19 protein-coding genes are annotated in these 24351 nt (G+C 65.8%); 6 read left to right on the forward strand and 13 right to left on the reverse strand.

The features are described from left to right. Positions 1–133: 133 nt before the first annotated feature. Positions 134–1147, forward strand: a complete 1014-nt coding sequence (locus E5554_RS09420; RefSeq protein WP_136186623.1) for a 2-hydroxyacid dehydrogenase — start codon at positions 134–136, stop codon at positions 1145–1147. On the opposite strand, the gene E5554_RS09425 is transcribed toward E5554_RS09420, so the two are convergent. Next, positions 1128–4016, reverse strand: a complete 2889-nt coding sequence (locus E5554_RS09425; protein ID WP_136186624.1) for a CHAT domain-containing tetratricopeptide repeat protein — start codon at positions 4014–4016, stop codon at positions 1128–1130. The genes E5554_RS09420 and E5554_RS09425 overlap by 20 nt on opposite strands. Positions 4017–4079: 63 nt before the next feature. Then, positions 4080–5594 carry a cysteine--tRNA ligase gene (gene cysS / locus E5554_RS09430; protein WP_136186625.1) on the reverse strand — a complete coding sequence of 505 codons (1515 nt, stop codon included), beginning with the start codon at positions 5592–5594 and terminating at the stop codon, positions 4080–4082. A gap of 86 nt (positions 5595–5680) precedes the next feature. On the opposite strand from cysS, the gene E5554_RS09435 reads away from it, so the two are divergent. From E5554_RS09435 to E5554_RS09445, 3 genes are all read left to right on the forward strand, one after another. After that, a complete protein-coding gene (locus E5554_RS09435; protein WP_136186626.1) occupies positions 5681–6442 on the forward strand; it encodes a MerR family transcriptional regulator in 762 nt (253 codons plus the stop codon). A gap of 251 nt (positions 6443–6693) precedes the next feature. After that, on the forward strand, positions 6694–7386 hold the full coding sequence (locus E5554_RS09440; RefSeq protein WP_037517646.1) for a Bax inhibitor-1/YccA family protein: 693 nt from the start codon (positions 6694–6696) through the stop codon (positions 7384–7386). A 2-nt stretch (positions 7387–7388) separates the two neighbouring features. Beyond that, entirely contained in the window at positions 7389–7670 is a 282-nt protein-coding gene (locus E5554_RS09445; RefSeq protein ID WP_004208131.1) for a zf-TFIIB domain-containing protein, read from the forward strand. 154 nt (positions 7671–7824) lie between these two features. Here the strand turns inward: E5554_RS09445 and E5554_RS09450 are convergent, their stop codons facing one another. From E5554_RS09450 to E5554_RS09460, 3 genes are all read right to left on the reverse strand, one after another. After that, positions 7825–8118 (reverse strand): GIY-YIG nuclease family protein, encoded by a 294-nt coding sequence (locus E5554_RS09450; protein WP_122927875.1) that lies wholly within the window; start codon positions 8116–8118, stop codon positions 7825–7827. A 109-nt stretch (positions 8119–8227) separates the two neighbouring features. Then, positions 8228–11026 carry a DNA polymerase I gene (gene polA / locus E5554_RS09455; protein WP_136186627.1) on the reverse strand — a complete coding sequence of 933 codons (2799 nt, stop codon included), beginning with the start codon at positions 11024–11026 and terminating at the stop codon, positions 8228–8230. Between the two features lie 61 nt (positions 11027–11087). Further along, positions 11088–12179, reverse strand: coding sequence for an FUSC family protein (locus tag E5554_RS09460; RefSeq protein ID WP_136186628.1), 1092 nt, complete (start codon positions 12177–12179; stop codon positions 11088–11090). Positions 12180–12284: 105 nt separating this feature from the next. Here E5554_RS09460 and E5554_RS09465 point away from each other — a divergent pair, with 105 nt between their 5' ends. Continuing rightward, positions 12285–13088, forward strand: a complete 804-nt coding sequence (locus E5554_RS09465; RefSeq protein ID WP_136188303.1) for a transporter — start codon at positions 12285–12287, stop codon at positions 13086–13088. A gap of 61 nt (positions 13089–13149) precedes the next feature. Here the strand turns inward: E5554_RS09465 and E5554_RS09470 are convergent, their stop codons facing one another. After that, the gene (locus E5554_RS09470; RefSeq protein ID WP_136186629.1) at positions 13150–14298 is read right to left on the reverse strand and encodes a serine hydrolase; all 1149 of its coding nucleotides are present in this window, start codon (positions 14296–14298) and stop codon (positions 13150–13152) included. A gap of 155 nt (positions 14299–14453) precedes the next feature. Between E5554_RS09470 and E5554_RS09475 the strand changes: the two genes are divergently transcribed. Next, on the forward strand, positions 14454–15296 hold the full coding sequence (locus tag E5554_RS09475) for an alpha/beta hydrolase (RefSeq protein ID WP_136186630.1): 843 nt from the start codon (positions 14454–14456) through the stop codon (positions 15294–15296). A gap of 115 nt (positions 15297–15411) precedes the next feature. Here the strand turns inward: E5554_RS09475 and nadB are convergent, their stop codons facing one another. From nadB to E5554_RS09510, 7 genes are all read right to left on the reverse strand, one after another. After that, positions 15412–17031 carry an L-aspartate oxidase gene (gene nadB, locus E5554_RS09480; protein ID WP_136186631.1) on the reverse strand — a complete coding sequence of 540 codons (1620 nt, stop codon included), beginning with the start codon at positions 17029–17031 and terminating at the stop codon, positions 15412–15414. A 134-nt stretch (positions 17032–17165) separates the two neighbouring features. Then, a complete protein-coding gene (locus E5554_RS09485) occupies positions 17166–18095 on the reverse strand; it encodes an ABC transporter ATP-binding protein (protein WP_136186632.1) in 930 nt (309 codons plus the stop codon). 217 nt (positions 18096–18312) lie between these two features. Continuing rightward, the gene (locus tag E5554_RS09490) at positions 18313–18600 is read right to left on the reverse strand and encodes a LysR family transcriptional regulator (protein ID WP_136186633.1); all 288 of its coding nucleotides are present in this window, start codon (positions 18598–18600) and stop codon (positions 18313–18315) included. An 84-nt stretch (positions 18601–18684) separates the two neighbouring features. Beyond that, positions 18685–19122 carry a RidA family protein gene (locus E5554_RS09495; RefSeq protein ID WP_029547593.1) on the reverse strand — a complete coding sequence of 146 codons (438 nt, stop codon included), beginning with the start codon at positions 19120–19122 and terminating at the stop codon, positions 18685–18687. A 19-nt stretch (positions 19123–19141) separates the two neighbouring features. Then, complete coding sequence (locus E5554_RS09500) at positions 19142–20401, reverse strand: aminotransferase class V-fold PLP-dependent enzyme (protein WP_136186634.1); 1260 nt, start codon at positions 20399–20401, stop codon at positions 19142–19144. Beyond that, complete coding sequence (locus E5554_RS09505) at positions 20398–21534, reverse strand: aminotransferase class I/II-fold pyridoxal phosphate-dependent enzyme (RefSeq protein WP_136186635.1); 1137 nt, start codon at positions 21532–21534, stop codon at positions 20398–20400. Before E5554_RS09505 ends, E5554_RS09500 begins: the two co-directional genes overlap by 4 nt. Positions 21535–21691: 157 nt before the next feature. Continuing rightward, the gene (locus tag E5554_RS09510; RefSeq protein WP_026109329.1) at positions 21692–24262 is read right to left on the reverse strand and encodes a TonB-dependent receptor; all 2571 of its coding nucleotides are present in this window, start codon (positions 24260–24262) and stop codon (positions 21692–21694) included. Positions 24263–24351 lie beyond the last annotated feature (89 nt).

Here is a 24351-nt window from a genome sequence, read left to right on the forward strand (position 1 = left end):
GGATCGTTGAGGATGCGACGCAAAGTGCCGTCTTTGCGATAGCCTGTCCAACCGGACTGGCCGACATGTGAAACGGACTGGCTCAGTATATGCCGCGGCTTGACGATGGCGGGCGGGCGGGCACTATGGCGCCATGCGCATCGCGATCTTCGGCACCAAGGGCTATGACCGGCATTTCCTGTCGGCCGCCAATCAGGGACATGAACTGCATTTCCTGGAACCCCGTCTGGACGCGGACACCGCGAGCCTGGGCGAAGGGTTCGAGGCGGTCTGCGTGTTCGTCAACGACCGTCTGGACGCGGCCGTGCTGGCCAAGCTGGCGGCGGGCGGCACGCGGCTGATCGCGCTGCGCTGTGCCGGCTATAATAATGTCGATCTGGTCGCGGCGGCGGATCTGGGGCTGACGGTAGTGCGGGTGCCGGCCTATTCGCCCCATGCGGTTGCCGAATTCACCGTCGCGCTGCTGATGGCGCTCGACCGGCGCATCCATCGCGCCTGGGCGCGGGTACGGGAAAATAATTTCGCGCTGGACGGGCTGATCGGCCGCAACCTCCATGGCCGGGTGGCGGGCGTGATCGGCACCGGGCGGATCGGCGCGCTGGTCGCCCGCACGCTGAAGCTGGGCTTTGGCTGCGAGGTGCTGGCAAGCGATGTGATCGAAGACCCAGACCTGCTGGCGATGGGCGTGCGCTATGTGCCGCCACGCGACCTGCTGGAACAGGTCGACATCGTCTCGCTCCATTGCCCGCTGACCCCGGATACGCGCCATATCATCAATGCCGACGCGATCGGCCGGGCGCGCGATGGACTGGTGATCGTCAATACCAGCCGCGGCGCGCTGATCGATACGCAGGCGCTGGTGGCGGGGCTCAAGTCACGCAAGATCGGCGGTGTCGCGCTCGACGTCTATGAGCAGGAGGCCGACCTGTTCTTCGAGGATCTGTCCAACGAGATTATCGAGGATGATCTGTTCCAACGACTGCTGACCTTCCCCAATGTGCTGGTCACCGGGCATCAGGCCTTTCTGACCGAAGAGGCGCTGGCGAGCATCGCAGAGACGACGATGACCAATATCAGCGATTTCGCCGCCGGTCGTCCGCTCGCCAACCGGGTCGATCCGCAAGCGGCTATTGCCCCACGAGGATGAACGGCGCCCAGACATAGGGCTGCACCGCGTCGGGTTTGCCGGACCGGATCAGCTTCAGCATCGCCCGTTGCAACGCCACCCCGCGATAGGCGCCGCGCCGGTTGGCCTTGACCGTCTCGACCGTGATGAAGGTGCCGGCATCGTCCCGCACCGGCCAGTGCGACACCAGCAGGGCGCCGGCGCCGGCATAGCGGAATGCCTGGGCCAGGCCGGAATAGGTCGGCGCCTGGGCGCTGCTGCCGGCGGCGGTGTTGCAGGCGGACAGGATCACCCAGTCAGCACCGATCCGCATCTGCGCCACTTCCGATGCCGTCAGTATCCCGTCATTGCCGGAATCCGTATCGGGGGACGACAGCAGCAGGGCCGGTTCGTCCAGTCCCTCCATCTGGCCGCCGACCAGCCCATGGGTGGCGAACAGCATGACCGAATAGGGGCGCAGGTCGCTGGTGCGCAGGATCGCCTCGCTGGCATTCGCGCCGATCAGCAACCGGGCATGATCGGGGCCGAAATAGCGCGCAACCGATCGCAATTCCTCGGCCGATCCGGGCAGGGGCGGCAATTGCGCCAGCGTGGCCGCGCCGCCGCCGCGCTGCTTGAGGGCGATCGCCTGCGTCTCCTGCGAAAAGGGCAGGGGCGCGCCGATGCCCAGCATCCGGTCATCCTGCGCCGCCAGCTTTTGCGGCACGACGGGGCGGAAGCCGCTGTCGATCCGCAGCGCATAGCGCCGGATCAGCCAGGGTGTGTTCCGGTCGATATGCTCCACCGGCTTTTGCGGCAGCATGGCAAAGGGCAGGGCAGCAAAGGCACCGGTCGGCACGACCCGCAGGCGCGGCGCCTTGCCCAGCGCGTCTTGGACATCGGGCGTGAAGATCTGGGTGTAGAGGATATGGGCGCCTTCCTGGTCGAAGCCGGTGGCGCTCAGCGATGCGCGCAAGCGCGCGATCCGGCCGACCAGATCGGCGCGCGTCTCCTGCGCCCGGATGATGGCGGTCCGTTCGCGGCTGACGGCCAGGATATAGACGCCGTCAAAGGCAGGCGTCACCGCCAGCAGCGCCTCGTCCGCCGCCAGATTGGCGCGCAGCGATGCCAGGTCGGGCAGGGCGCCGCCGCGCGCCTCCAGCCATCGGGGGAAATCATGGGCGATGGCGGTGCGGTCGGCATCGACCTGCTTGGCGAGCGTAGCACGACTGGCGCGTGCAGCCGCGACGCCTTCGTCGCGGGCGAGCGCCTGCAGCAACAGGCTGTCGGCGGCCTGTAGCGCGCGGGTCCGGTCCTGCAGCGCGCGGACCCGGTTGCCCAGTGCGGGGTCGTCCACCATCCGCTGCGCGACCAGATGATTGGCCTGGACGATGCCCGATCCGGCAAGCAGGGCCATCGCGTCCATCGCTAGCCCGGCGTCGCGCGCCTGTGTCGCGATCGCCAGCACGCTGTCCAGCGCGGCGCGCTGATCCTCAGTCAGGGCGCCGTCCTCCTGCAGGCTGAGGCTGGTGCGCAGCAGCGCGATCAGCCGGCAGGCCGCATCGACGCTGTCGCCGCCATTGGCCCAGGCGGACAGCATGCCGGCATTGGCGATGGCGAAGCCGGGCAGATTGTCGAGTTGGCGGGTCTCCCGGTCGAAATCGGCGGCGGCAGCGCGCGCCTCGTCCATCCGGCCGGCCTGGATCAGCGCCGGGATCAGAAAGGGATAGACGCGCTGCCCCATGTCGCGATCCTCGGCGCTGCCGGTACGGCCGCGGGCCAGCGCGGTCTGTAGCCGGCTGATCGCTTCTTCCCTGCGTCCCTGGGCGAAAGCGGCGACGCCGGCAAAGGCCAGCGCGCGTGCGGATTGCGGACTGGTGTCACCTTCGATGTCACGAAAGCCGCGCTCGGCCTCCAGGAACAGCGGTTCGGCCTCGTCATAGCGTTCCAGCGGCAGCAGCAGATTGCCGAGATTCTGCAGCGCGAAATCAAAGGCGAGGCTCTTCGTGCCGCTGGTCTCGCGCTTGATCGCGATCGATCGTTCCAGATAGGCGAGGCTTTCGTTGCGCCGCCCGGTGCGCGAGAGCAGCAGGCCGAGCGCTTCGAGCGCGCGGGCATAATTGGGATGCTTGCGATCGACATGGTCGGTCGCGGTATCCACCGCCAGACGGGCATAGATTTCCGCCTCGGCATCGCGATCCGCGCGCGAGAGCATCTGCGCATACATATAATAGGCGCCGACCGCGTCCGCGCTGTTCTGGCCGCTGGCGGCGACCCGCGCCTCCATGCTGCGGCGCTGCGCCTCGACCGCCTCGCTGTTGCGGCCAAGCCGGGACAGTGCCTGGGCATGGGCGAAGGCGATGTTGGACTTCAGCATCATCGCCGATTCATCCAGTGCCTTGGGATCGGTGCGGGCGAAATAGCCGTCGATATAGCGGCTGGCTTCGGCCAGCGTCTCGACCCCGGCGCCGATCTGGTTCAGCGTGACCTGGACATAGCCTTTGATTGACAGGCCCTGCATCCAGTAGATCGGATAGGCGTCGCGGAAGGGCGACAGCAGGGCAAGGCCGCGGTCCGCATGAGCGAGCGCGTCGGGGTTGCGGCCGTCGATCTGGTCCATCGACGACAGGTTGATGAGCGCGACCCCTGCCAGCGGATGGGCCTCGCCCTGCACCTTGCTGTGGGATGCCGCCGTTTCGAGCGCTGTCCAGGCGTCGCGCGTCTTCTGCGACATGGACAGGGCATAATCGTCGCTCTCGAACAGCGCGTCGGCCTTGTCCTCCAGCGCGTAGAGCCGGGCATAGCGCGGGTCATCGGTGCGGAAGGCAGGCGGCGGGGCGGCGGCAGCGGGCAGCAGCGCGGGGCCGGCCAAGGCCAGCAGCAACGCGCCCGCGCGCGTGGAAAACAGCATGATGCGCCCCACTTTTCTCGACCCGATACCGTCTTGGGTCGAACCCGGGACGGCGTCAAGCCATCAGGCCAGTGTCAGGCGCCAGTCCCAGCGCAGCGTATCGCCGTCCATCACCTCGACCCCGCGCGCGATCAGCGCGTCGCGTATCTCGTCCGACAGGGCGAAATCCTTCTCGGCGCGGGCGGCGGTGCGGCGTTCCAGTTCGGCCTCGATCTCTTCCGGTGTGATCTGCGCATCCTTGGGCTGCACCCGCAACTCGGCGCGGGTGAGGTCGAGCAGGCGCAGGCCCAGCGCCTGCTCGAACGCGGCGATCAGGCACAGCTTCTCGTCGACCGGCACCTTCTTCATGCTGATCGCTTCCTCCAGCAGCGGCAAGGCGCGGGGCGTCATCAGGTCGTCGGCGATCGCGGCGTCGAACTGCTCCAGCAGCGGCACCAGCTTGGGGTGAAGATTGGCACGCAGATAATCGAGCGTCACCGACTGCCAGGTGATCCCCTCGGCCCGGCTTTTCAGCCCCTCGACACCCATGACCAGCCGCTTGAGGCGGGTCAGTGCGGCGGCCAGATTGTCGGCGCTGAACTCCAGCTCGCTGCGATAATGGGCGCCCAGGCACAGCAGGCGATAGGCGATCGGATGCACGCCGGCATCGACCAGGCTGAACAGGGTGGTGAAGCCGCCCTTCGACTTCGACATCTTCCCCTGCCGGTCGACCAGGAAATTATTGTGCATCCACCAGCGCGCGCCGGTGAAGTCGGGCTGCGCATCGGTGCAGCCGCAATAGGCCTGGTTCTGGGCGATCTCGTTGGGATGATGAATCTCGCGATGATCGATGCCGCCGGTATGGATGTCGAACGGCTGGCCGAGGCGGGCCTGGCTCATGACCGAGCATTCCAGGTGCCAGCCCGGCGCGCCCTTGCCCCAGGGGCTGTCCCATTCCATCTGGCGCTGCTCGCCCGGCGGCGACTTGCGCCAGATGGCGAAGTCGCTCGGGTTGCGCTTGCCCGCCACCGGGTCGATGCGGGCGTGGGCGGCATCGTCGCGACCACCGGCCAGCGCACCATAATTGGGCACGGTCGAGCTGTCGAAATAAAGGCCGCTCTCCAGTTCGTAGCAATGCGCGTCGGCGATCTTCTGCGCGAACGCGATCATCTGCGGCACATAGTCGGTCGCGACCGTCCATTCGCTGGGCGCCATGATGTTGAGGTCGGCGATATTGGCCTTGAATGCTTCGGTATAATGGGCCGCGATGTCCCAGATGCTCTTGGCGCTGGCGCGGGCGGCGGCCTCCATCTTGTCGTCGCCGGCATCGGCGTCCGACGTCAGATGGCCGACATCGGTGATGTTGATGATCTGGGTGACGTCCAGTCCCTTCCACAGCAGGGTACGGCGCAGCGTGTCGACGAACACATAGGCGCGCAGATTGCCGATATGGGCATAATTATAGACGGTCGGGCCGCAGCTATAGACGCGCGCATGGTCGGGCTCGATCGGCGCGAACGGCTCGATCGACCGGGTCAGGCTGTTGAACAGGCGCAGGGGCGCATCGCTATGCTGGTCTTGGCTCATGGCGCCAGCCATGTCGCGAGACGGCGCGATCGTCAACGGGGCAGGTACCTCAAAAAAAGCGCTTGAACTTGACCTTGGGTCAAGCGGTAGCAGGGGGCATGACCGATATATTGGATATTGCCGCCGTCGCCCGCGCCACCGGCCTCACCAGCCGGGCGCTGCGTTTCTATGAGGCGCGCGGGCTGGTCGCGCCGCTGCGCACCGCATCGGGGCGGCGCCTGTTCGGCCCGGCCGAGCTGGCGCGGCTGCATGAATTGCTGGCGCTCAAGCGCGCAGGGCTGAGCCTCGCCCAGATCAAGACGTTGTTCGACGGTCGGCCGATCGACCTTGGCGCGCTGCTGCGCGCGCAGGTCGCGGCGATCGACGCGCAGGCGCAGGAACTGGCGCAGGCGCGCAGCCATCTGGAAACCGCCTTGTCCCGCATCGACCGTGGCGAGCCGCTCGATGCCGCGACCTTTTGCTCGCTGATCCGCAGTGGAGGAAGCATGACCATGCAAGAAGAATGGAAGGCGGTCAGTGGCCGCTATATCAGCGCCCAGGCCGAGGCCGATTTTGCCGAGACGATGCCCAACATGCCGGCCGATTTCGATCAGGCGGCCTATAGCGCGCAATGGGCGGACCTCACCGCCCGGATCGAGGCGGCGCTGCCACTCGACCCGGCCAGCGCCGCAGCCGGGGCCTTTTATGACGAATGGCAGGCGCTGCTCGCGCCCTTCACCGCCATCGCCACGCCGGCGATGATGGAGGGGGTGACGCGGATGTACGACCATGTCGACGAGTGGAAGGACGAGCGGCAGCCGCCCTTCGCCTCGGACGTGTGGGACTTCATCCGCAGCGTCGGCGCGGCGCGCCGAATGTAATAAATTGTTGCTCGGGCGGTGGCGCCTTGCGCGATCGTCCGGGCCACCCGATATTGCTGGAGCGGACCGGGCCCCTCTGGCGACATGGATCTCTTCCCCCTTGATCCAGGTCGCGATGTCGGACCGCATCGGGTGCGCCCGGTGCAGGTTTTGTGGCAATTCCCCCCTCTTTTTGCCGCAGGAGACCGCACCGGGCTCACTCGAACCACATTTATGATGGAGTGAGTGAAGCCGTGAACAATCCCGTACGCATGCCGGGCTATGGTGCCAGCCAGACGGCGCAGACCGATGCTGGCCTGCGCGCGCACATGCTCGGCGTTTTCCGCAATATGGGCATCGGCCTGGTCATCACCGGCCTGGTCGCCGCCCTGGTCGGCAATACCCCCGTGCTGGCCGCTGCCATCTTCGGCACGCCGCTGAAGTGGGTCGCGATCTTCGCCCCACTGGCCTTTGTCTTCTTCTTCAGCTTCCGCATCGACAAGATGACGACGGCTGGCGCGCGCACTGCCTTCTACGCCTTCGCGGCGGTGATGGGTGTGTCGCTGGGCAGCGTCTTCCTGGTCTTCACCGGCGGCAGCATCGCCCAGGCCTTCTTCTCGGCGGCGGTGATGTTCCTTGCCATGGCGCTCTGGGGCTATACCACCCAGCGTGACCTGACCAAGATGGGCAGCTTCCTGATGATGGGCCTGATCGGCATCGTCGTCGCCAGCCTGATCAACATCTTCATCGGCTCGTCGGCGATGGCGATGGTCATCTCGATCATCGGCGTGGTGGTCTTCACCGGCCTCACCGCCTGGGACGTGCAGCGCATCAAGTCGGAATATTTCTATTATGCCGGCCATGAGGTGGCGCAGAAGATGCAGGTGATGGGCGCGCTGTCGCTATACCTCAACTTCGTCAACCTGTTCCAGATGCTGCTGAGCCTGACCGGCGAGCGCGAATAAGCATGCGGGATCAGGCCACCGTGTCGGCCATGCTCTGCCCGGTCTGCCATGTGGGGCTCCACATGAGCGACCGGCAGGGGGTGGAGATCGACTATTGCCCGCAATGTCGCGGCGTCTGGCTGGACCGGGGCGAACTCGACAAGATCATCGAGCGTTCGGTTCAGCCGGCTCCGGCGCCCGCCGCGCCACAGATGAGTTATCGCCCGGACCGCGACTATCGCGACGATGGGCGCGGCTATCCCAAGAAACGCCGGAAGAGCTTTCTGGAAGAACTGTTCGATTGAGAAAAAGGCCGGTCCCGATGGGGCCGGCCTTTTTCGTTGGAAGGGGGAAGAAGAGAGATCCCAGCCTGGGCTGGGATGACGGCAGTGGATAGTGGTTCCTATACTCCGTCATGCCAGCGAAGGCTGGCATCCCACTTCCTTCTGGCGCCGCGCTTCAGTCCATGTGCAGCGTATCGAATAAATCCTGCCATTTGGGATTGATGCTTTCGATCAACTGCACTTTCCACTCGCGCTTCCACGCCTTCATCGCCTTTTCTCGGGCGATGGCATCGATGATCGCTGCATGCCGCTCGGCATAGACCAGGCGATCCAGACCATATCGGCGACAGAAGTCCGAACCCGTCCCGTCGCGATGCTGCATGGTTCGATGCGGCAGGCTGGATGTCACGCCAATATACAACACGCCATAAGCGCGGTTCGTCATGATATAGATCCAGCCGCCCGTCATGGCCGTGATGCTGCGTCAAAAGGCATTGGGATGCCAGCCTTCGCTGGCATGACGGGGAGTGGAGGGTCACAGCCCGGTCATGCCAGCAGATGTTGGTATCTTGGATTTTTTAGTGCGCCGCGCCCCAACTCGGGCCGGTGCCGATTTCCACGCCCAGCGGCACGGACAGGCTGACCATCGGTTCGGCGGCGCTTTCCATGACCTGGCGGATCACCTTGCTCGCCGCCTCGACATCGGCTTCGGGCAGTTCGAACACCAGTTCGTCATGCACCTGCAGCAGCATGCGCACGCGCGGCAGGCCGGCGGCTTCGAGCGCCGGGCCCACGCGGGCCATCGCCCGCTTGATGATGTCGGCGCTGGTGCCCTGGATCGGCGCGTTGATCGCGGCGCGTTCGGCGCCCTGCCGTTCGTGCTGGACCGCGGCCTTGATGCGCGGGAACCAGGTCTTGCGGCCGAACAGGGTTTCGGTGAAGCCGTTGGCGCGCGCCTTTTCCAGTGTCTCGTTGATATAGACGCTGATGCCGGGGAAGCGCTCATAATAGCGGCTGATCATGTCCTGCGCCTCGTCGGCGCTGATTTCCAGCCGACCGGCCAGCCCCCAGCGCGAAATGCCGTAGAGGATCGCGAAGTTGATCGTCTTGGCGCGGCCACGCGTGTCGCGATTGACCTCGCCGAACAATTCCATGGCCGTGCGGTTATGAATATCCTCGCCCTGCTCGAACGCGTCCTTGAGCGCGGGCACGTCGGCCATGTGCGCGGCCAGCCGCAGCTCGATCTGGCTATAGTCCGCCGCCAGGATGACATTGCCGGGTTCGGCGACGAAGGCGTGGCGGATCTGCCGGCCGATCTCGGTGCGGATCGGGATATTCTGCAGGTTGGGATCGGTCGAGGACAGGCGGCCGGTCTGGGCGCCGGTCAGCGAGTAGCTGGTATGGACCCGGCCGGTGTCGCGGTTGATCTGCTGCTGCAGCGCGTCGGTATAGGTCGACTTGAGCTTGGAGAGCTGGCGCCATTCCAGCACCAGCCCGCAAATGGCCGAGCCTTCGGCCTTGAGCTTCTCCAGCACGGTGACGTCGGTGGAATAGGTGCCGCTCTTGCCCTTCTTGCCGCCTTTGAGGCCCATTTCGTCGAACAGCACGACGCCGAGCTGCTGCGGCGATCCGATGGTGAAGGGATGGCCGGCGAGTTCGTGGATTTCGGCTTCGAGGCCAGCGATCGACTGCGAGAAGCTGCCCGAGAGGCGGGACAGGGCTTCGCGGTCGACCTTGATCCCCTGCCGCTCCATGCCGGCGACCACCGGGATCAGCGGCCGGTCGACCAGCTGGTAGACCCGCGTCGCGCCTTCGGCCGGCAGGCGGCCCGACAGCTTGTGCCACAGACGCCAGGTGACCTCGGCATCCTCGGCGGCATAGGCGGTGGCCTTGTCGAGCGGCACATGGGCGAAGCTGATCGCCTTCTTGCCGGTGCCGGTCACCTCCTTGAAGCTGATGCAGGTGTGATTGAGGTGGGCGCTCGCCGCCTCGTCCATGCCATGGCCGCCCAGCGACTTGCCGGCGTCGAGGTCGAAGCTCATCACCATCGAATCGTCGATCGGCGTCACCTCCAGCCCGACGCGGGCGAGGACGTTGAGGTCATATTTGATATTATGGCCGACCTTGAGCACCGCATCGTCGGCGAGCAGGGGCTTGAGCAACCGGATCGCGTCATCGAGCGCGATCTGCTGCGGCACTTCGCCGAACATGTCGTCCGCGGAGCGATGGGCGAGCGGGATGTAGCAGGCGCGGCCGGGGCCAGTGGACAGGCTGATGCCGACCAGGCCTGATTCCATGCTGTCGAGCGCATCGGTCTCGGTATCGACCGCGACCACGCCGAGCGCGCGGGCTTCGTCGATCCAGACCTGCAGCGCCTCGACCGTGGTGACGGTTTCATAGAGGGCGCAGTCGATCGGCGGATGCTCGACCTCGATTACCGGGGGCGGCGGTGGCGCGTCGGCGCCGCTGGTCGCAGCGGCCGCGCTGGCGACCGCAACCGTAGCGGCCGGCGCGCCCAGGCGGTTGAGCAGGGTCTTGAAGCCATGATGCGACAGGAAGGCCTGCAACGGCTCCTTGGGAATGCCCTTCAAGGTCAGGTCGTCCAGCGGCTCGGGCAGGTCCATGCTGTCATGCAGCGCGACCAGCCGGCGCGACAGGCGCGCCATGTCGGCATGAGCGATGAGGTTTTCCTGCATCTTCGACTTCTTCATCGAAGGGGCCGCGTCCAGCGCTGCTTCCAGCGTGCCATATTCGGTGATCAGCTTGGCCGCCGTCTTGGGGCCGATGCCCGGCACGCCCGGCACATTGTCGACGCTGTCGCCCATCAGCGCCAGCACATCGCCCAATTGCTCGGGCAGCACGCCGAACTTGCCCATGACATAGTCGGCGCCGCGCCGCTCATTCTTCATCGTGTCGTACATGTCGACGCCGGGCTGGATCAGCTGCATCAGATCCTTGTCGGAACTCACGATGGTGACATGCCAGCCGGCGCGCACGGCGGCCTGGGTGTAGCTGGCGATGATGTCGTCCGCCTCGAACCCGGCTTCCTCGATGCAGGGGAGCGAGAAGGCGCGGGTGGCGTCGCGGATCATCGGGAACTGGGGGACCAGATCCTCGGGCGCGGGCGGCCGGTTCGCCTTATATTGATCATACATGTCGTTGCGGAAGGTGTGGCTGCCCTTGTCCAGCACGACGGCCAGATGGGTCGGGCCTTCCGCTTTGCCCAACTCCTCGGCCAGCTTCCAAAGCATGGTGGTATAGCCATAGACCGCGCCGACCGGCTGGCCATGCTGGTTGGTGAGCGGCGGAAGCTGGTGATAGGCGCGGAAGATATAGCCGCTGCCGTCGACCAGATAGAGATGATTCTGCTGAGACATGGGGCAGGGGATAGCGGGGATTGGCCCGCCGCTCCAGTGCCGGGCGCTCCTGTATCCGCGCTTATACGCCGCCGCTCTCGCCGCTGGCCGGGGCGGTCGCTTCGTCGGTGCGCCGGCCGCTCAGCAAATGGCCGACCAGCAGCACCGGCATCAGCACGGCCATGCCGATGAAGATCGCCATCAGCCGCTCGACGCCCGGTTCCAGCACCAGCTGGTCATAGCGGTCGGGCACCAGCATCACCAGCACCGCCAGGGTGAACTGGGTGCCGACATAGCGATGGGTCGGATCGCCATTTTCCAGATGCCGGCCCAGCATCACGCCGATCGCGGTGGCGCCCAGCAGCAGCGCCATATTGTCGGCACCCGCGACCAGGAAGAAGGCCGCGAACAGGGCGCCGCCGATGCAGCCGATCATGCGTTGCAATATGCGCTGGCTGACCGGGGCGAGGCCGCTCGACCCGATGCCGGTGACCGGCAGCAGCATCACCGCCATGATCATGATCGCGCCCTGCGCCAGCGCGGGCACAGGAATCCAGGCATTGAGCGCCACCAGCAGCGCCAGCGCCACGCCGGCCTGCAGCGCGTGGCGCAGCGAATCCCCGTGCCAGCCCGCGCCGGTCGCGGCGGGCGTGCGTTTGGCCGGCCAGCGGCGGCGCAGCGTCAGGGTGGAGGCCAGGCTGACGATCAGGCTGGCGGCGATGCCGGCCAGCGTTTCCAGCACGCGGGTCTGGACGAATTCGGGCAGGGCGATCGCGGGATGCTCGATCTTGTCGAGTACGACCATCGCATAGGTCAGGCCGAAGAAGAGCCAGGCATAGGAACGGCGCGAGGTGATCGCGGCATAGAGGCTGATCGTGCCCATCAGCGCCAGCGCCGCGGCGGCGGCGGGCCAGTAGCCGACAATGAAGGGCGCGCTGCCCAGCGCGATCAGCCCGCCCGCGACCGTACCGACGATCCGCAGCACGCCGCGCGCCAGCGTTTCGGCGGCATGGCCACGCATCACCATATAGCCGGCAAAGGCGGCCCAGGAGACATGGGTGGCACCGAGCAGATGGGCGAGCAGGATCGCGCCCAGCACCGACAGCGCACATTCCAGTTCATCGATGGTGCGCGGCGTCACGCGGTCGAGCAGCGAGGAAAAGGGGCGCGGCATAGGGACTTAGTGCCGCAGCGGGACAGTAAAGGCCAGCGCGGGATATTTGCCGCTTCCTATCCGTTTCGTTGCGCTGGAAACAGATTGGGAAGGGGAGGGCATGTGATGCGGGCATGGGGCGCGGCGATGCTGCTGGCGATGGCGGCGCAGGGTGGCGCGGCCTGGGCGCAGGATGATCGGGAATTCTGCGCCGACCGGCCGGGGCTCGACACGCCGCCCTGCACCATGGCGCCGGGCAAGGTTCAGGTCGAACTGGGGCTGGGCGACTGGACCCGCGAGCAGGATGCGGAGAACCGCATCGACACTGTGAACGTCGGCGACGCATTGCTGCGCATCGGCCTGACCGACAGCCTGGAAGCGCAACTGGGCTGGACCGCCTTTGGCCATGTGCGCACGCGCGATCGGGCGACCGGCGCGGTCGAGCAGGACAGCGGCATCGGCGACATGCGCGTCGCGCTGCGGCAGAATTTGCGCAATCCCGATGGTTCGGGCTTCTCGATCGCGGTCATGCCCTATGCCAGCCTGCCGACCGGCGGCGACGCGATCGGCGAGGGTGATTGGGGCGCCGGGATGCTGGTGCCGATCAGCTATGATCTGGGCCATGGCTTGACGCTCCAGGCCACGCCAGAAGTGGATGCGGCGGTCGATGAGGATGGCGATGGCCGGCATCTCGCCTATGGCAGCGTTGCCGGGCTGGGCTTCGATATCAGCGACAACCTGTCCGGATCGATCGAGGCATCGCTGATGCGCGACGATGATCCCGGCGGCCATGCCACCCAGGCGCTGGCCGGGCTGTCGCTGGGCTGGCAGGCGGGCGACGACATGCAGTTCGATGCCGGCGCCAATCTGGGCCTCAACCATGACAGCCCCGACGCCGAACTCTATGTCGGCATCGTCAGGCGCTTCTGATCCTTAGAGCATCGTCCGATTAGGGTGAAACGGAGGATGCTCTAATTTTCTTCAGAATGTTCTAGCGCTTCTCGTGATTGGCGACCACGGCGCGCGAGACGGCCTGCATCAGCTGCCAGCGTTCGGGGATCGAGACGGTGGTGCTGCCGATCATCACCGCAACTGCATAGCTGGTGCCGTCGGGCGCGGTCATGATGCCGACATCATTATAGCCCGTCGATCGCGGCGGCAGATCCTGCCCGGTGCCGGTCTTGTGCATATAGGTCCAGCTATGGGGGACACCGCCCTTGATCCGCTGCGGCCCGGTCTTGGCTTCCTCCATGAAGTTCATCAGCACGCGGGCCGATGCGGAAGAGAGCATGTCGCCTTCCTTGAGCTTGGCCAGCGCCTGCACGATCGACGCCGGCGCGGCGCCATCGGGCGGGCTGGCGAGATAATTGTCGAGCGCCTTCTGCCGCACCGACATGGGCAGCGCGGCGCGGGCGGCGTAGAAATTGCGGCCGATCGAATAATCCTGTCGCCAGTCGAGGCCGGCGGTGGTCGATTGCAGCAGGCGTTCGCCCGGACCAAAGCGGATATTGGCGATGTGGCGGCGCGCCAGATAGCCGCGCACCGCGTCCGGCCCGCCGACCGCGCGCAGCAGCGTGTCGTTGGCGGTATTGTCGCTCTGCGTCATCGCGCGGCGCATCAGGTCGGAATAGGTGGTGGTCCAGCCGCCCGATCCCACCATCGCCGCGCTCGGCTGGTGGAACAGGGTCAGATCCTTCTTCGTGATGGTGGTCGAATCGGCGAGACGAATCTTGCCGCGATCGACCGCGTCCAGGAAGGTCATCGACACCCACAGCTTCGACACGCTCTGCTGCGGGAACAGGGCATTGCCATTATAGGCGACGGTCCAGTCCGCCCCGACCCGGCGCACCGCGATGCCGACCTTGCCGCGGAAGCTCTGACCCAGATTCTGGATCACGCTGACGAGTGCGGGCGAGGGCTGCTCGCGCTGGTCGATATCCTTGTAGGGGGCGGGGGGATTGGCGACCTGCTTGATCGGCCATGTGTTGGTCGTGGGCTGCACCGTCTGGCGCGGCGGATTATTCGGTCGCGCGCTGCTGGCCTGGGCACCCGGCTGGGGTGGCGCGCCGACGCAGGCGGACAAGGCAACCACCGCAAGCACAAGGCGCGACGAGACGCGCCTGCTATCATTCGAACTCATCACTAACCCCGCACTTCAAGCCGTTACAAGGCGCGGCGACCCGCATTGTAGGCAAGGACGATGCGACGAATGATTCCACAATTGCGATGTAAGGAGTCTGAACGGCGGAACGGCGCTCAGTTGCGATTCAGCGGCGGGGCGGCAATAGGGAGCGGATGACGGATGGACTGATGGATCGACGCAGCCTGCTCTGCGGCGCGGGCGCGCTTGCAGCGGGATGGGCGATGCCGGCACTGGCGGCGGATTTTGCCTCGCGCCGGATCATGGTGACGGTGCGCGGCAGCGGCCGGGACGTGCTGCTGATCCCCGGTCTTGCCAGCGGTCCGGGCATCTGGAACGGCGTGACGGGGCAGATGCCGGGCTATCGCTGGCATCTGGTCCATGTCCGCGGCTTTGCTGGACTGGCCGCCGACGCCAATGGCAGTGGGCCGGTGGTGCAGCCGGTGGCGGACGAGATTGCCCGCTATATCGCTGCCGCGGGACTGCTGCGGCCGGCGGTGGTCGGGCACAGCATGGGCGGCACGCTGGCGATGATGCAGGGCCTAAAAGGCCTCGCCAGCCGGGTGATGGTGGTCGACATGCTGCCCGCCGGGGCGGCGATGGTCGGCGGCACCGCCAATGGCATGGGCTATCTGGCCGACCAGCTGAGCCAATATTTCACCGGCACGGCGGCCGGGCGCCGCTACCTCGCCCAGATCGTCGCGCAGGCGCCGGGGGCGGAGGGCAGCAATCCGGAGGTGATCGCCACCGCGCTGCGTGACCTGGCCAATACCGATCTTGGTCCCCAGCTCGGCCGGATCGGGGTGCCGATGTCGGTGGTCTATGCCGTCGGCGCGGACCAGGCCCAGTCGGTCGAGATCACCCGGCGCTTCCGGGCCGCCTATGCGGCCAAGAAGGACGCGAAGCTGATGCCGATCGGGCCGAGCGGCCATGTCGTGATGGCCGACCAGCCGACCCGGTTCAATGCGGCGCTCGGCAATTTCCTCAAGGGCGTTTGACCTCGATCAAAGCGCGGGCCTGGATCGGCGCTAATTTGGTCGGCGAGACGACGCCCCTGGCGTTTGCTCCTCCTCCCTTCAAAGGCGCGGCTGCCCGGCCGCGCCTCTTTTTTGGTCAGGGCGCCAGCACCGTGTCGACGGCTTGCGCCAGCGTCTCGGGATAATCGAGCGTGTAGTGCAGGCCCCGGCTTTCCTTGCGATGGAGCGCCGAGCGGACCACCAGCCGGGCGACTTCGAGCAGGTTGCGCAGCTCGATCAGGTCCGGCGTGACCCGGAAATTGCCGTAATATTCATCGACTTCCTTCGACAGCAGGTCGATGCGATGCTGGGCGCGCTCCAGCCGCTTGGTTGTGCGGACGATGCCGACATAGTCCCACATGAAGCGGCGGATTTCCTTCCAGTTATGCTGGACGATGACCTCTTCGTCGCCATTGGTGACGCGGCTTTCGTCCCATGGCCGGATTGGCGGAGGGGCGGGCAGTTCGTCCCAATGGGCGCGGATATGCTTGGCCGCTGCCTCGCCGAAGACGAAACATTCAAGCAGCGAGTTGGAGGCGAGGCGATTGGCGCCGTGCAGGCCGCTTTCGGTCACTTCGCCCGCGGCATAGAGGCCGGGCAGGTCGGTGCGGCCGTCCAGGTCGATGATGACGCCGCCACAGGTATAATGCTGCGCCGGGACGACCGGGATCGGTTCCTTGGTGATGTCGATGTCGAGGTCGAGCAGCCGGGCATAGATGGTCGGGAAATGCTGCTTCACGAACTCGGGCGGCTTGTGACTGATGTCGAGATGGACATAGTCGAGGCCAAGCCGCTTGATCTCATGGTCGATGGCGCGCGCCACCACGTCGCGCGGCGCCAGTTCGGCGCGGGCGTCGAACCGGGGCATGAAGCGCTCGCCACCGCCGGGCACGCCGGGCGGGAGCTTCAGTTGGCCGCCTTCGCCGCGCACCGCCTCGGTAATCAGGAAATTCTTGACCTCCAGATTATAGAGGCAGGTGGGGTGGAACTGGTTCATCTCCATGTTCGACACGCGGCAGCCCGCGCGCCAGGCCATGGCGATGCCGTCACCGGTCGCGCCACGCGGCGCGGTGGAGAAGAGATAGGTACGGCCCGCGCCGCCGGTGCAGAGGATGGTCGCGCGGCCGAGGATCGTGTCGACATGGCCGGTCTGCTTGTTGAAGGCATAGACGCCCCAGACATGGCCGTCGCCCGAATAGCGTTCGCCATGGCGCGAGGTGATGAGGTCGACCGCGACCATATCCTCCATCAGGGTGATGTTGGGATTGGCGCGCGCGGCCTTGAGCAATGCGACCTGCACGGCATGGCCGGTGGCGTCGTCGACATGGACGATGCGGCGATGGCTGTGGCCGCCCTCGCGCGTCAAATGCCAGCGTTCGCCGAACTCGTCGCCATCCCCCTCTTCATTGGGATTGAAGGGCACGCCCAGTTCCGCCAGCCGCTCGATCGCGGCGGGGGCTTCGGAGACGACAAACTCGACCGTGTCCTGATCGTTGAGGCCGGCGCCCGCGACCATCGTGTCATGGACATGGGCCGCAAAACTGTCACCCGCATCGAGTACCGCGGCAATGCCGCCCTGCGCCCAGTTGGTCGATCCGCCATCCAGCGCGCCCTTGGCCAGCACCACCACCTTGCGATCCTGCGCGAGGTTGATGGCGGCTGTCAGCCCGGCCGCGCCGGAACCGATGATGACGACGTCATGGGTGATGGTGGGCATGAACTGGCCTTCTATTTCCCAATATCCGTTCGCCCTGAGCGAAGTCGAAGGGCCAGGCCGAACGCAGTGAGGTTTTGCCTTCGCTACGCTCAGGCGTGGGCTTCGACAAGCTCAGCCCGAACGGAGATTTTCGGTCACGCAGCCGCCGTCAGGTTGAGGAAGACATCCTCCAGGTCGGGGTCGCGGGTGACCACGTCGACGATGGCGAGGCCGCCGGCCTGCACTGCGCTCAGCACCTGGCCCGCATTGGCGCGGTTCTTCATATAGGTGATGGTGAGGGTGCGCTCGTCGGTCAGTTCGACCTTCTCGAAGCTGGGATCGCTGGGCGGGGTGGCGATGTCGCGGTCGACCGTCACCTGCACCACCTTTTCCTGCGCCATCGCGATGAGCTCGCGGGTCGGCTTGTCGGTGATGACCCGACCATGGTTGATGATGCCGATGCGGTCGCACAGTTCCTCGGCCTCTTCGAGATAATGGGTGGTGAGGACGATCGTCACCCCCATGGCGTTCAGTTCCTTCACATAGGCCCAGAGCTGCTGGCGCAACTGCACATCGACGCCGGCGGTGGGTTCGTCCAGCACCAGGATCGGCGGCGAATGGACCATCGCCTTGGCCACCAGCAGCCGGCGCTTCATGCCGCCCGACAGCGTGCGGGCATAGGCATTGGCCTTGTCCTCCAGATGGACCGCGCGCAGCAGCTCCATCGAGCGGCGCTTGTCCTTTGGCACGCCATAATAGCCGGCCTGGTTCTCCAGCGTCTCGAACGGCGTGAAGAAGGGATCGAAGACGATCTCCTGCGGCACGATGCCGATGCTGTTCTTGGCATTGCGTGGATTGGCGTCGATGTCGAAGCCCCAGATGCTGGCCGAGCCGCTGGTCTTGTTGACGAGGCCGGCGAGGATGTTGATCGTGGTCGACTTGCCGGCGCCATTGGGGCCGAGCAGGCCATAGATCTGGCCGCGCGGGATGGTGAGGTTGATCCCGTCGAGCGCGCGCTTGCCGCCCTTATAGACCTTGGTCAGGTCGCGGATCTCGATGGCGGCTTGCGCAGGCTGGTCGGTCATGGCTGATCTCTATGGGGATCGAAGCGGGGGAAGGGAAGGGGGCGAAACGACGCGACAGTTGAAAGTTCACAGTGTCGTGCGTCGCGATTTCCGGGCGATTTTGGCGGAAACGCGCCTGCGACGCACCGGTGACGCGACACGGAAGCGACAATGGGGTCATAGCGAGGCGACCCTGACGCGACAGTGACGCGACAGCCAGGCGACAGGGACGCGACATTTATCGGCCGATCGGCCCCCTGCGCGGGCGGATCGGCGCGAGCGGATCGGCTAGGCGGGCGGCGTGGAGCGCCAGTGCGCTGGCCCAGCTGCGATCAAAGCCGGTGCCGGCCAGCCGATCGCGCAAGCGGTGGGCGCTGGAGCGGGACATGCCGACCAGTTGCGCGGCATGGCTGATATTGCCGGTTTCGAGCAGCGCGGCCAGGAAGCGGCGCTGACGATCAGGCGTCCATTGGCGGCGACGCGACCGGGTTGCGGGGACGGGTGGATTGGGGAGGGGCTGGTCCATCCGTCAGGATAGATCAGGAAAAGCGCGTGTAGGAAAGACGGGAGGCTCGCCTGTCCGTGACGGTCCAGGCGAGGCCCGGCTGGCCTATTTGAACGAGGCCAGACATTCCACTTCGAGCGGGGCGCCGAGCGCCAGGCCGTCGGCACCGAAGGCGCTGCGGGTGGGCAGGCGCTTGCCCTCGAAATAGCTGACATAGGTGGTGTTGAAACGCGGCCAGTCGGCCATGTCGTCCAGCATCACCGTGCATTTGACGACATGGCCGAAGTCGAGGCCATTGTCCTTGAGGATCTTGCCGATCGAATCCATCGCGTTCTTCACTGCCGCATCGAACCCTTCCTTGTGCGGATCCATGCCGTCGGGCACCTGGCCGATCTGGCCCGACATGTAGAGCATGTCGCCGACCCGGATCGCGGGCGAGAAGGGCAGCTTGGCCGGCAGCGGCTTCTGTGCGGCGGCGGGGGCGGCGATCATCAGGGCGGCCAGCAGGGTCATTGGCAGGGCAGGGGCGAGCAGCTTTTTCATCATAGGGCTCCGAAAAGGATCAGACGCGGGGCAGGGCGGCGATCAGCCGTTCGACATCCCTGTCATCGTTGAAGACCGATGGAGAGATGCGGAAATAAGTGTCGTGGACGGACAGGCGGACCTGCGCCCGCGCCAGCGGATCGGTGAGCAGGCCCTTCGCATTGGGCAGGATGCAACTGAGCAGCGGGCTGGTCGTGCCCGGCGGGGTGATGAGGCGATAGCCCTTGCGCGGCAGTTCGTCGCGCAACTGGCCGATCAATTGCTGGGCATGGGCCTGGATCGCCGGGACGGTGAGGGTCGAGATATAGCTGATCGAATGATCGAGCATGGCGCTGATCGCCTGGGCATAGGTGCCGGTGCCGAAATGGCCGAGCGCGCCGGGGCGGGCGACATAGCTGGTCGGTGCATCGCCGTGCGGATCGAGCGGGAAGATATGGGTTTGCGGCGGGGACAGGCCGATGCCCGGCGGCGCATCGGGCGCGGCAAAGCCATAATAGCCATATTCGCTGCGGGGCAGCCGGTCCGCGACACCGCGCCGGACATAGAGGAAGCCCAGGCCGAAATCGCCCATCAGCCATTTATAGGTGGCGCAGGCTGCGAAATCGACGCCGCTGTCATGCAGGTCGATCGGCACCGCGCCGGCGGCATGGATGATGTCGGCATAAACCAGCGCGCCGACCTTGTGCGCCATCGCGCTGATCGCCTTCAGGTCATGCTGAAAGCCATTATAGGTGGAGACGGCCGAGACGCTGACCAGCTTCGTTCCCGGCGTGATGGCGCGGGCCATGTCCTCGGGCGCGATGCGGCCCTCGCGCGCCTGCACCCAGGCAACATCGACGCCCTGTTTCGCCATTTCCTGATACATGGGGAAGGCGGCGTAGAAATGGAGCGTGTCGGTGACGACGCGGCCGCCGTCATGCGGGAAGCCCAATGCGCGCAGCACCGCCTGTTCGCCCATGGTGGTGGACTGGACCCAGGTGATCTCGTCCGCATCGGCGCCCATCAGTGTGGCGAATTTCGCGATCAGCGCGGCGCGATCGACCGGCTTGCGCACGGCGGCGACGGGATCGAGCGTGCGGCCGGCGAGATAGGCGTCGGCGGCGGCTTTGGCGCCCAGGCTCACCGGATGGGTGGAGGCGCTGTCGAGATAGGCGACCGGGGTGGCGGCGAAGCTGGCCTTGCCGGGGAGCGATGGCGGTGCGGCGACGGCGCGGGCTGCCTGTGCCGCCAGCGGCACGGCGAGCGCTGCCCCCAGTGCCTGGCGCCGGCTGAGGCTCATGCCATGATCCGGGCGAGCGCGGTCTTGAACGCCTGCATCTCGGCCGGCGTGCCGAAGGAGACGCGGACCCAATCGTCCATATGCTTGCGCGGGCCGCCGATGAAGACCTTCTCTTTGGCGAGGGCGGCGGTGACATCGGCGCCGGGGCGACCGACATGGATCATCGCGAAGCTGGTCTGCGAGGGAAGATATTTGAGGCCGCGCGCGTCGAGCCAGGCGAAGAGATCGTCGCGCACCGCCTTGTTATAGGCCTTGCGCTGGGGCAGCAGGGGCGGGTCGAGCAGGCTGGCTTCGGCCGCGACCACGGCGGGCATCGGCGTGATGTTGACGCCATAGTCGGCCATGCCGTCGAGCAGATCCTTGCGCCCGGCGATCAGGCCGCAGCGCAGGCCGGCCAGGCCGTAGATTTTCGAGAAGGTGCGGGTGACCAGCACGTCCGCGCCCTTCGCCACCAGATCGAGGCAGCTTTGCGCGTCGCTATAGTGGATATAGGCCTCGTCGACGAGCAGGACCGAGCCGGCCGGCTTGTTGGCGAGCAGCCATTCGATGTCGGCGCGCGGGATCGGCAGGCCGGTCGGGTTGTTGGGATTGCAGAGATAATAGACGCCAGCGTCGGGCGCGGCGGCCAGCAGCTTGCGGACATCGGCGGTGAAGTCGCCGGCCAGCGGCAGGGCGACGGCGCGGGTGACCGGCTGGTTGCCCTTGCCCAGGAAGCCCTGATCGAAGGTCGGCTCGAAATAGGCGATCGGGCGGGTTTTCGACGAGTAGGTCAGCGCGACCGAGCGCAATGGCATGAAGGAGCCGGGATGGACCTGAACCTGGTCGGGTGCCAGGCCGTTCTGGCGAGCGAACAGGCTTTCCAGCTTCGAGGCGAAGGCCATGCCATAGCGGCCGGCGAGCGGATCGAGCCCGGACAGCGCCTGCAGCGCGGCGGGGGCGGGGCCGAGCGGGTTTTCGTTGCTGTTGATGAAGATGCCGTCGGTCAGCGTGGCGACCATGGCCTTGGGATCATCACTCATCGCCACCTTGCGGTCGCGCTGGGCGAGGGCGGGGGCCGCACCGGCTATTGCCGCCGCGCCCATGGCACCGCGCATCAGCATGCGGCGGCTGAGAGTATCCGGACGGTCGGTCATGGTTTTCGCTTCCCCCTGATGGGGATCGAGGCATCGATCCACATCCCTATCATTGTTGCCACGTCCTGCGAGCCGCCGGTTATGCCGACCGGCTTCAGAACGCTAACAAAGCAAAAGGGCCGGTCTCCTGGGAGACCGGCCCTTCAGTTCTAGCCTATCAGAACTTGAAGTCGATACGCGCGTAGTAATAGCCGCCCGAGGTGCCGTAGGGGCCAAAGCCATAGGGGCTGTTATAGGTGGTCGACCCGTTGATATAGGGCGACGTGCCCGCCGGGATGGTCACGCCCGTCAGCAGGGCCGGGGTTTCCGGGACCTTGTCGAACAGGTTGTTCGCGCCGAGCGAGAAGGTCATGGCGTCGTTGAACGCATAGCTGACTTCCAGATCGGTGATGCCGGTCGGCTTGACCTTCGCTTCATAGATGGTCGGCAGGCCGGCGGCGATCAGCGAAGCGCTCGACACGCCCGGCTGCACCAGCACGCTGGTCTTGCCATAGAAGGTCTCGCGCAGGTTGACCGTGAAGGCACCGCTCTTGAACAGGGCGCCCAGCACGACCTTGTAGTCGGGCGAAGCGTCTTCGACATAGCTTTCAGAGATATTGCTGAAGACCGTCGGGATCTTGTTCTTGGTGATCTTCGTCTTGTTGTAGTTGGCCGAGACCGACAGGTTCAGGCTGCCGAAGTCCAGAGCCACCGGATAGGCGGCCGAGAAGTCGATGCCCCAGGTGCGGGTGTCGATGCCGTTGGTGAAGCTCTGCGCACCGATGTTCGGCAGCGCCGCGTCAAACACCACGCCAGCTGCCTGCAGCGCCGAGATGATCGCCGGGGCTTCCGCCGTCGCAACGCCGCCCTGGACGGCATAACGGGCCGCGGTCAGGGCGATGCGATCCTTGATCTTGATGAGATAGCCATCAAGCGTGACCGCGAGCTTGGGGATCGGACGGAAGACGAAGCCGCCCGAGAAGTTGGTCGACTTTTCCGGCTTCAGCGCGGAGAAGCCCAGCAGGGTCGCCGCAGGCGAACCGGCCGGCAGCACCGCAACGGCGCTGGTCGGGCCGACGGCCACGGTCGAATAATGCTGTTCGGCGAGCGTCGGTGCACGGAAGCCGGTGCTGACGGTGCCGCGGATGGCGACCGCATCGCTGAAGTCGAAGCGGGTGGTGGCCTTGCCGATCAGCGTGTCGCCGAAGTCCGAATAATCTTCGTAACGGCCGGCAAGGTCGACGGTCCATTTTTCGACCGGGTTGACGATGACGTTGATGTAGCCGGCCTTGGCACTGCGGTTCCAGTCGCCCGCGTCGCTTTCCTTGTAGCCGGGGAAGGACTGAACGCCGGTCTTGTAGGTGGAATAATAGTCGCCCGCGACGATGGTGTAGGTGTCGCGGCGATATTCGCCACCGAAGGCGAAGGTCAGCGGATCGGCCAGGCCAAGATCGAATTCCTTGCGGATGTCGGCCGTGACCGTGGTCTGGCTCAGGCGGAAGCCGCCGTCATAGGCCGAGTCCGGCGTGTTGGGCAGGACGCCCGAACCGTTCAGATACTGGGCATAGGTTTCCTGCCAGACTTCGCGATGGGCCGAATTTTCGGTCCAGATCTCGTTCTTGTCATGGCCATAGGTGGTCGACAGGTCATAGTTCCAGCCGCCGCCAAATTCGCCCTTGGCGCCGACGGTGAAGCTATATTCGTCCTCGGTCACATGCTGCAGCGGCACCATGCCGACGACGCCGGTATTGCCATAGCAGATGCTGGGATCATAGGCCGCCGTGGTGACGCTGCCGCCCAGATTGCCGCTTTCGTAGCAGACGCGCTTGGGATGGCGATAACCCTGCTTGGCATAGCCGATGCGGCGGGCATAGTTACCGAAGCTGTAGAGTTCGACGCCGCCGAAATCATAGCCCATATTGTAGAAGAATTCGGTCAGATAGGTCTTGGGCTGGCCGCCGTTGATGCCCGCCAGCGCGTCGCCGGTCAGGTTCGACCATTGCGCGGGAGCGTTGGGCTGCAGCGAACCGTCGAGCTGCGTTACCTGAACCTGGCCGGTGCCGGTGGTGGTGTAGTCCTGGCGACGGTGGAAACCGCTGAGGTTGAAATAGCCATCCTCGCCCAGCTTGAAGCCGACATTGCCCGAGACCGAGAAGGTTTCGCCTTCGCTGTCGTAATTCTGGCCGCCGGTGATCTTGAAGCTGCCGCCTTCGGTATCGTCCTTCAGGATCAGGTTGATGACGCCGGCGATCGCGTCGGTGCCGTAAACGGCGGCGGCGCCTTCCTGCAGGATTTCGATGCGTTCGACGGCATCAGGCGGAATGAGGTCGAGGCTGGGCGCGGCGGAGCCGCCGAACGGGCCGGTGGCGACCTGAAGAATGGCCGAGCCGTGGCGACGCTTGCCATTGACCAGCAGCAGCGTGTGGTTCGGGCTCAGGCCGCGCAGACGGGCCGACAGCGAGAAGCTCGACATGTCGGTGCCCTGGGTCTGGGCGGTGAAGCTGGGAACGATCTGGGTCAGCGCCTGGTTGAGGTTCGGCTGACCGACATGGGCGATGGCTTCTTCGCTGAGCACCTGAACGGGTGCGGCAGCTTCGGCGGCCGACATGCCGACGGCACGGGTGCCGGTAACGATGATGGCTGCACCTTCATCGGCCTGCGGTTCCTGCGGTGCTTCCTGCGCCATGGCGCAGGCCGACCAGGATGTCGCAATCACGAGAGAAAGCTTGAGCGCGGAAAGTCTCTTCATTCTATGCCCCCTGATATTGTCATTATCTTGACACTCGGAGGGACGAACGATCTGCGGACTATCCTCTATTGCGCCGCACAAAATTTAAG

This window comes from Sphingobium sp. PAMC28499 (assembly GCF_004795815.1).
GTDB classification, from domain to species: domain Bacteria; phylum Pseudomonadota; class Alphaproteobacteria; order Sphingomonadales; family Sphingomonadaceae; genus Sphingobium; species Sphingobium yanoikuyae.

What these genes read in the sequence shown, in the direction of transcription:
- E5554_RS09420 (WP_136186623.1), top strand. Translation starts at nt 134, where the DNA reads ATGCGCATCGCGATCTTCGGCACCAAGGGCTATGACCGGCATTTCCTG.
- E5554_RS09425 (WP_136186624.1), bottom strand. Translation starts at nt 4,016, where the DNA reads ATGCTGTTTTCCACGCGCGCGGGCGCGTTGCTGCTGGCCTTGGCCGGC.
- cysS (WP_136186625.1), bottom strand. Translation starts at nt 5,594, where the DNA reads ATGGCTGGCGCCATGAGCCAAGACCAGCATAGCGATGCGCCCCTGCGC.
- E5554_RS09435 (WP_136186626.1), top strand. Translation starts at nt 5,681, where the DNA reads ATGACCGATATATTGGATATTGCCGCCGTCGCCCGCGCCACCGGCCTC.
- E5554_RS09440 (WP_037517646.1), top strand. Translation starts at nt 6,694, where the DNA reads ATGCCGGGCTATGGTGCCAGCCAGACGGCGCAGACCGATGCTGGCCTG.
- E5554_RS09445 (WP_004208131.1), top strand. Translation starts at nt 7,389, where the DNA reads ATGCGGGATCAGGCCACCGTGTCGGCCATGCTCTGCCCGGTCTGCCAT.
- E5554_RS09450 (WP_122927875.1), bottom strand. Translation starts at nt 8,118, where the DNA reads ATGACGGGCGGCTGGATCTATATCATGACGAACCGCGCTTATGGCGTG.
- polA (WP_136186627.1), bottom strand. Translation starts at nt 11,026, where the DNA reads ATGTCTCAGCAGAATCATCTCTATCTGGTCGACGGCAGCGGCTATATC.
- E5554_RS09460 (WP_136186628.1), bottom strand. Translation starts at nt 12,179, where the DNA reads ATGCCGCGCCCCTTTTCCTCGCTGCTCGACCGCGTGACGCCGCGCACC.
- E5554_RS09465 (WP_136188303.1), top strand. Translation starts at nt 12,285, where the DNA reads ATGCGGGCATGGGGCGCGGCGATGCTGCTGGCGATGGCGGCGCAGGGT.
- E5554_RS09470 (WP_136186629.1), bottom strand. Translation starts at nt 14,298, where the DNA reads ATGAGTTCGAATGATAGCAGGCGCGTCTCGTCGCGCCTTGTGCTTGCG.
- E5554_RS09475 (WP_136186630.1), top strand. Translation starts at nt 14,454, where the DNA reads ATGACGGATGGACTGATGGATCGACGCAGCCTGCTCTGCGGCGCGGGC.
- nadB (WP_136186631.1), bottom strand. Translation starts at nt 17,031, where the DNA reads ATGCCCACCATCACCCATGACGTCGTCATCATCGGTTCCGGCGCGGCC.
- E5554_RS09485 (WP_136186632.1), bottom strand. Translation starts at nt 18,095, where the DNA reads ATGACCGACCAGCCTGCGCAAGCCGCCATCGAGATCCGCGACCTGACC.
- E5554_RS09490 (WP_136186633.1), bottom strand. Translation starts at nt 18,600, where the DNA reads ATGGACCAGCCCCTCCCCAATCCACCCGTCCCCGCAACCCGGTCGCGT.
- E5554_RS09495 (WP_029547593.1), bottom strand. Translation starts at nt 19,122, where the DNA reads ATGAAAAAGCTGCTCGCCCCTGCCCTGCCAATGACCCTGCTGGCCGCC.
- E5554_RS09500 (WP_136186634.1), bottom strand. Translation starts at nt 20,401, where the DNA reads ATGAGCCTCAGCCGGCGCCAGGCACTGGGGGCAGCGCTCGCCGTGCCG.
- E5554_RS09505 (WP_136186635.1), bottom strand. Translation starts at nt 21,534, where the DNA reads ATGACCGACCGTCCGGATACTCTCAGCCGCCGCATGCTGATGCGCGGT.
- E5554_RS09510 (WP_026109329.1), bottom strand. Translation starts at nt 24,262, where the DNA reads ATGAAGAGACTTTCCGCGCTCAAGCTTTCTCTCGTGATTGCGACATCC.